Raw genomic sequence first — 7,336 nt, forward strand, 5'->3', positions numbered from 1 at the left:
AACCTCCGAGCCGCAGGCTTCGGAGGTTTTTTGTTGTCTGGCGATCCTGCGGGAAGAAAAGGGCCGGCGAACCGGCCCGTCCATCCTGTTTCGCTGTTTAGTTTTTCAGAACCAGCTTGGCGGAGGCCACCTGTGCCGTCGGTGACCCGAAGGCATAACCGCCACCGAGTGCGACGTTGAGCGAGACATAGTCCTGCGCCATCTGCTGTACGGCCTGGGCCAGACTTGCCTGGGCGGTGGAGACTTCGCGCTGCGCGTCGAGAACGTCGAGCAGCGAGGAGGCGCCATCACGATAGCTGGCGGTTGCGAGCTGCAGAGCTTCCTCGTAGGATTTCACGGTCGCACGGAGCGCTGCCACGGTGCGGCCATCGCGGGCAACGGCGGCAAGCGCGTTCTCGACTTCCTCGACGGCATCGAGAACCGTCTGCTTCCAGGACAGATAGGCTTCGCGGGCTGACGATTCGGACGACTTGACGTTGGCACGCAGGGCGCCGCCGTCGAAGATCGGAAGAGACAAGGCCGGACCGAAGGACCAGGACAGGATGCCACTTTCGCCGCTTCCGGCAACGCGGGTGTAGGATGGCGAAATGGAGCCACCGAGCGTAATCGCCGGATAGAGCTGTGCTTCGGCAACGCCGATCTGCGCAACGGCTGCGGCAAGCTGCCGTTCGGACGCACGAATGTCAGGTCGATTGCGGATCAGGTCGGCGGGAATGCCGGTCTTGGTGCTGTAGCGGGCGACCGGCTGGCGGGCACCGCGCTGCAGTTCAGGAAGCAGTGTGGACGCTGGCATGCCGAGAAGCGTCGCGATGCGATGCGCCGCGGTGCGATACTGGGTCTCGAGACCTGGCAGCTCTGACAGTGTCGAGTTTACAAGACCTTCGGCCTGAACAACATCCAGTCTGGAGGCAGCACCGGCTTCCAGCTGAAGCTTGGTGAGATCAAGCGTTTCACGGCGAGAACCGAGGTTCTTTTTGGTGATCGCGATACGCTCCTGATAGTAGCGCACATCGATATAGGCTGCGGCAACCTGCGAAAGCAGGCTCAGGCGCGCAACGTCGACGCTTGCATAGGCGGCGTCGAGACTGGCAAGAGCCGATTCCTTGCTGCGGCGGTAGAGACCGAACAGATCCAGGAACCAGGACGCGCTGGCTCCACCGACGGCGGATGATTGCGGTGCGGTCGATGTTGGACCGAGCCGCCCGCCGATGTCCTTCGTGCCGCTGCGCTCGCCCTGCGCATCGATATCGAGCGACGGAAGACCGCCGGCGCCGGCACTGACGACGGACGCCTGGGCCTGATTGATGCGTTCCAGGGCCTGAAGAACGCTGAGGTTCTGCGACAGGCCCGTCTGCATGTAGCCGTTCAGGCGCGTGTCGGAAAACGCCGTCCACCAAGCCTTCATGGAAACGTCGCCATTGCTCGTCTGCGCACCCTCGGCAAACTTCGAAGGAAGGGACACTTCCGGGGCCTGATGGTTCGGTCCGACCACGCAGCCGGAAAGGAGGAGCATGACGAGAGGGGCGGCTACGCGAATGGATGTCATATCTTTGTCCCGAAACGCTTAAGAAAGGGGCCCCGCGAACAGCGGAGCAAATCACTGCACAGCCTCCCGCTCAGACGAGCGGCGATTCGATGCTGGCAATCCGTTAACAGATTCACACTGTCTTCACTTGTTTTTCACGCTTTGATAACCGGCGCACAACAACAAAGAAGGACGGAACGAAGAAAATTCCGAGCAGTGTTGCAGAAAGCATACCACCCAGCACGCCGATGCCGATGGCGTTTTGAGCGGCAGAGCCGGCGCCCGTTGCGATCGCAAGTGGTACCACGCCGAGAATGAATGCAAGCGACGTCATGATGATCGGACGGAGGCGCAATCTTGCGGCCTCAAGGGTCGCTTCGAGCACGCCCATACCTGTCTCCTGACGATCCTTGGCGAATTCGACGATCAGGATGGCGTTCTTCGCCGCCAATCCGATCGTCGTCAAAAGACCGACCTTGAAGTAGACGTCGTTCGACTGGCCAAGGAGATAGGCTGCAGCCAATGCGCCAAGGACACCGATCGGAACCGCGAGAATGACCGAGAACGGAATCGACCAGCTTTCATAAAGTGCCGCAAGGCAGAGGAATACGATCAGAACGGACAGGCCGTAAAGCATGGGAGCCTGGGAGCCAGACAGCCGTTCCTGATAGGAGATGCCCTGCCAGGCCACTGAGTAGCCACCCGGCAATGCCGCAGTCAGCTTCTCCATCTCGTCCATGGACTGACCGGTGCTGACGCCGGCGCCGGTCGCGCCGTCAAGCGATATGGCACTGACGCCGTTGAACCGCGCAAGCTGCGGCGTGCCCGTGTTCCACTGGACGGTGCTGAAGGACGAAAACGGGACCATCTCGCCGCCGGTGTTGCGCGCAAACCAGTATTTGAGGTCTTCCGGCTGCATGCGGTAAGGCGCATCACCCTGCACATAGACGGGCTTCAGCTTGTTCTCGAGCGTGAAGTCATTGACGTCGCGACCGGCAAAGATGGTCGTCAGCATCGAATTGACCGAAGCGAGGTCGACACCCATCGCACCCAGCTTCTCCTGGTCGAGAAGGATCTGCAGCTGCGTTTCGGTTCTCTGAGAGTTGCTGCGCAGCGAGCCGATATTGCGGTTGCTGCCGGCGATCTGCATCAGCTGTTGCGATGCGCTCGTCAAAGCGGGATTGCCGTTGTTGCCGCTGTCGACAAGGTACATCGAAAAGCCGCTGGAATTGCCGAGGCCCTGGATTGCTGGTGGCAGAAGCGCAAACACCTGCGCGTCACGCAGTCCGAAGAAATGGCGCTGAGCCCGCTGCACAACGGCGGCCGCTTCCTGCTGCGGCTCGGTACGAACGTCGAAATCCTTGAGCTTGGCAAAGATCATCGCATTGTTCTGGCCGGTGCCGTTGAAGCTGAAGCCCATCGCACCGAACACCGAAGCGACACTGTCCTTCTCGTCGTTGAGGAAGAAGGACTCGATCTGCTTGACCACTTCCTCGGTTCTGGCGGTCGTCGAACCGTTCGGAGTCTGGACGAGCACCATCAGAACGCCCTGGTCTTCTTGAGGAAGGAAGGAGCTGGGGAGCCTTGAAAACAACAGACCGCAACCGCCGACAATCAGTGCGAAAAGAAGCATGACGCGCAGCGGCCGCTTCAGAAGATACCCGATCGATCCGACATAGCCGTTTGTCGTCTTGTCGAAGCCGCGGTTGAACCAGGCGCCGATACCCTTGTTCTTCTTCTCGTGATTGACCGGCTTCAGGATCGTCGCGCAAAGCGCCGGCGTCAGCACGATCGCGACCACGGCCGAAAGCAGCATCGCGGAGACGATCGTGATCGAGAACTGGCGATAGATGATGCCCGTCGACCCACCGAAGAAGGCCATCGGAATAAACACGGCCGTCAGAACCAGCGCGATGCCGATGATGGCACCGGTAATTTCGTGCATGGACTTTTCGGTCGCCTCGAGCGGCGACAAACCTTCCTCGTCCATGATGCGCTCGACGTTCTCGACGACGACGATCGCGTCATCCACGAGAAGGCCGATCGCCAGCACCATGGCGAACATGGTCAGCGTGTTGATCGAATAGCCCGTCAGCGCCAGGATGCCGAATGTCCCGAGCAACACCACCGGAACGGCGACCATGGGGATCAGCGTTGCCCGCAGGTTCTGAAGGAAGACCAGAAGCACCACGAACACCAGAACGATCGCCTCGATCAGCGTGTGAATGACCTTCTCGATCGACAGCTCGACGAACGGCGTCGTGTCGTAGGGATAGGTGATGCTGACATTTTCGGGAAGCGTCGGCTCGACCCGGTTGAGGGCGGTTTTTACCCTTTCGGCGGTATCAAGCGCATTGGCGCCCGTCGCAAGGTTGACCGCAAAGCCCGCCGCCGGCTTGCCGTTAAAGCGGGAGCTGCCTCCGTAGCTTTCTTGGCCGATCTCGACACGGCCAATATCCGATATCCTGACCGTGGCGCCGTCCTGTCCGACTTTGAGGATGATCCGTTCAAAGTCGTCGACGGTGGTCAGCTGGCTCTGGGCTGTCATGGTGACGGTCAGCTGCTGACCTTCCGACACGGGCTGCGCCCCGAGCGAACCAACGGACACCTGGGTATTCTGCGCTTCGATCGCGGATGTGACGTCGGCCGACGTCAACTGGTATTTCTGCAGCTTGAAGGGATCGAGCCAGACGCGCATTGCATAGCCTGAGCCGAAGATATTGATGCTGCCGACGCCTTCCAGGCGCTTCACCTGATCTTCGATCTGGGTCGAGAACACGTCGCCGAGATCGACCGAACTGCGTTTGCCGTCCGACGACACGAGCGCGCCGACCATCAGGATACTGGAGGTGGAGCGCGAGACTTCGATGCCGGACTGCTGCACGACGTCAGGCAGCTGCGACTGTACCAGCTGCAACTTGTTCTGCACCTGAACCTGGGCGATATCAGGCATGATCGAGTTGCCGAATGTCAGCGTGACGGTCGCGCGTCCCGTTGACGACGACGAGTTCATGTAGGTGAGATCGTCGAGTCCGGTCATGCCGTCTTCGATGATCGTCGTCACCGATTTCTCGACGGTTTCGGCGCTGGCGCCGTTATAGCTGGCAGAAATGCGCACCGTGGTCGGGGCGATATCCGGATATTGCGAGATCGACAGCGTGGTGATGGCAAGCGCACCACCGAGCATGATCACGATCGCAATAACCCAGGCGAAGACGGGCCGCCGGATGAAGTAATGGGCCATTCACTTGTTCCTTGCCGTATTCGGGGCGGCGTTCTTCGCGTTGTTGCGGGATGCGGACCTCAACCTCTACGGCTTCGGCGCATCAACCTTCGGCTTCTCGACTGTAAATCCCTGCTCGTTGACCGTGACTTCGACAGGCTGGACGGCGGCGGCGTCGGCAATCCACTGGAACCCGTCGACGATCAGGCGATCGCCGTCCGCGATGCCGTCGGTGACCAGCCAGTTGTTGCCGGATGTGGTGCTGACCGTGAAGGTCCGCGTTTCCACCTTGTTGTCCGCGCCAACGAATTTCGCCGTCAGTTCACCACGGGCATTGCGGGTCGCGGCACGCTGCGGGATCAGATAGCCGTTTTCGTTGCCAAGCGTCACCGTCGCACGCACATACATGCCGGGCAGAACGATATTGTCCGGGTTGGGGAACACGGCACGGATCTGAAACGTGCCGGTGGTTTCGCTGACAGCCATTTCCGACATGTCGAGCTTGCCGGCAGGTTCGTAAGCCTTGCCGTCCTCCAACCGCAATCGGATCTCGGCGTTGCGCGGATCGCCGGTGACCCGGCCGGACGCAAAGGCTGCACGAAGCTCCAGGAGATTGGTGCTGGAATCGATGAGATCGATATAGATCGGATCGAGCTTGCGCAGTGTCGACAGCGCGTCGGTCTGGTTGGCGGTGACGATATTGCCGAGGCTGACATTGGAGATGGTCGTGACGCCATCGAAGGGCGCCCTGATCTTGGTCAGGTCGAGATCGATCTCGGCCGATTGCAGAGCGGCCTGCGCCTGCGCCACATCGGCCTGGGCCTGCAGCAGGGTGACCTTCGCATTTTCATATTCGATCTGCGTCGCGCCGCTGTTGACCAGCCGCTCGTAGCGGGTGAGGTTTGCCTGCGCGGCCGGGATGCTGACCTCGGCCTTGGAAAGGCTCGCTCTCGCCTGCGCGACGGTCGCCTCGTAAAGATTGTCCTCGATCTGATAGAGGATGTCGCCCGCCTTGACTTCGCTTCCTTCCTTGAAGCTGATCTCACGAATGGCGCCGGTCACACGCGGCCTGATCTGGGTCGTCTGGAATGCAACGGCGCGGCCCGGCAAAATCGAGGTAATCGGCCGCTCGGCCTTTTGCATGACGACGACACTGACGGCCTGCGGCGGCTTCTGAGGTGCGCCGCCGGCTGGAGCGTTTGCGGTCTGCTGATCGGAATCGCTGCAGGAGGCGAGCAAGACCGTGAAAAGGAGGGGGAGAAGCAGTTTGCGACGGGTCATCGTTGGATCCAGGGCCGGTCGTTGCGCATTCCGAAGAACCGGATTTCCTCGGGAGGGACAGGTTAACCCACAAGAAGCGGGAGGAAGCATGGCAAGGAGCGGAACCGCCACAGCCCAGCCTCGAAGTGACGTAATTCACTTATCGTCACTTTGCAAGCGGGCTTTGCAGTGCAGCATTCACGAGTTCGACAAGTCCGTCGCAGCGGGCATGCAGCTCCGCCTCGTCGGCATGTATAAGAAAGACATGGTGGAGGACCCCTGCAAAGCAAGGGGCAACGCTCCGCCCGATGGTACTTTCCGGTGCGGACTTGTAGACCCCGGTTTCGAAGCCGTGGCGAACGACGCTTTCGAAAAGATCCTCGATGAGCTTTCGATAATGCCGGCCGCTGGGCAGGTCGGTACTTGCCATCATGGCCAGCATTTCGAAAAACAGCGGATTATCCCTGATATCGGCCAGATGCGCGTCCATCAGGCGGCGCGCGACAAGCCCCAGCCTCGCCGGCGCCGGGACGGAATCGTCCTTCGCGTCGAAGCGACCGATCATCCTGGTGGTGTGCCGGTCGCAGATTGCATCCGCAAGCACCGTCTTGGATTGAAAGTGCTTGAAGACATTGGCGGGCGACATCTGCAATTCGGCTGCAAGGTCGGCGATCGAAAAGCCGGCAAAACCCTTCTTCCTGAGCAACGCTTCGGCGGCTGTCAGGATATCCGCTTTTGTCTCTTCCGCCTTGCGCCTTGGTCTTCGCACGATGTCCTCAAGTGTGTGCCGCCGATACCGCCCGGAGACTGCTGCTGATCAAGTACCGAAATACGGCTCGAGGTTCTTGCGAATGCGCGCCAGCACCGTCTCGCCGCTCTCATCGGGCACGAAACGCGCGCCCGTGATCGTTTCATACGCGGTTCGGTAAACCTTGGCCGTTTCCTCGATCAGATCGGCCGGGATTTCCGGAATATCGTCCTTGTAGGGATCGCAGCGTTCGACCACCCAAGAGCGGATGAAATCCTTGTCGAAGCTTTTTGGACGGCCGCCGGTTGAAAAGGCGTCGTCATAGCTGTCGGCAATCCAGTAACGACTGCTGTCGGGCGTGTGGATTTCGTCGGCGAGAATGATTGTACCATCCGCGTCGGTGCCGAACTCGTATTTCGTATCGACAAGAATGAGGCCGCGTTTTGCCGCGAGTTCCTGGCCGCGAGCAAACAATGCCAGCGCATAGCGCGACAGTGTTTCCCACTGTTGGGCCGTCAGCAGTCCCTGCGCAATGATATCATCCGGCGTCAGCGGTTCGTCATGACCGCCGTCGAATGCC

Annotated in this window: 5 protein-coding genes (1 of these 5 cut by a window edge); all 5 read right to left on the reverse strand. The window is 60.3% G+C overall.

The features are described 5' to 3' along the window. Positions 1-97: 97 nt before the first annotated feature. Positions 98-1,546 (reverse strand): efflux transporter outer membrane subunit, encoded by a 1,449-nt coding sequence (locus tag ACQY1L_RS15680; RefSeq protein ID WP_062463641.1) that lies wholly within the window; start codon positions 1,544-1,546, stop codon positions 98-100. A gap of 112 nt (positions 1,547-1,658) precedes the next feature. Further along, the gene (locus ACQY1L_RS15685; protein WP_062463643.1) at positions 1,659-4,769 is read right to left on the reverse strand and encodes an efflux RND transporter permease subunit; all 3,111 of its coding nucleotides are present in this window, start codon (positions 4,767-4,769) and stop codon (positions 1,659-1,661) included. A gap of 66 nt (positions 4,770-4,835) precedes the next feature. Beyond that, on the reverse strand, positions 4,836-6,029 hold the full coding sequence (locus tag ACQY1L_RS15690) for an efflux RND transporter periplasmic adaptor subunit (RefSeq protein WP_062463646.1): 1,194 nt from the start codon (positions 6,027-6,029) through the stop codon (positions 4,836-4,838). 145 nt (positions 6,030-6,174) lie between these two features. Next, positions 6,175-6,777: a TetR/AcrR family transcriptional regulator gene (locus tag ACQY1L_RS15695; protein WP_062463649.1), complete on the reverse strand. Its 603-nt coding sequence runs from the start codon at positions 6,775-6,777 to the stop codon at positions 6,175-6,177. A gap of 48 nt (positions 6,778-6,825) precedes the next feature. Continuing rightward, positions 6,826-7,336, reverse strand: the 3' portion of a protein-coding gene (locus ACQY1L_RS15700; RefSeq protein ID WP_430244003.1) for a phosphoribosylaminoimidazolesuccinocarboxamide synthase. Its footprint extends 437 nt past the window's final position; 511 of the gene's 948 nt are visible here — the last part of the coding sequence; its start codon lies beyond the right edge, outside the window; it ends in the stop codon at positions 6,826-6,828.

This window comes from Neorhizobium sp. DAR64862/K0K3 (genome assembly GCF_050500185.1).
Classification (GTDB): domain Bacteria; phylum Pseudomonadota; class Alphaproteobacteria; order Rhizobiales; family Rhizobiaceae; genus Neorhizobium; species Neorhizobium soli.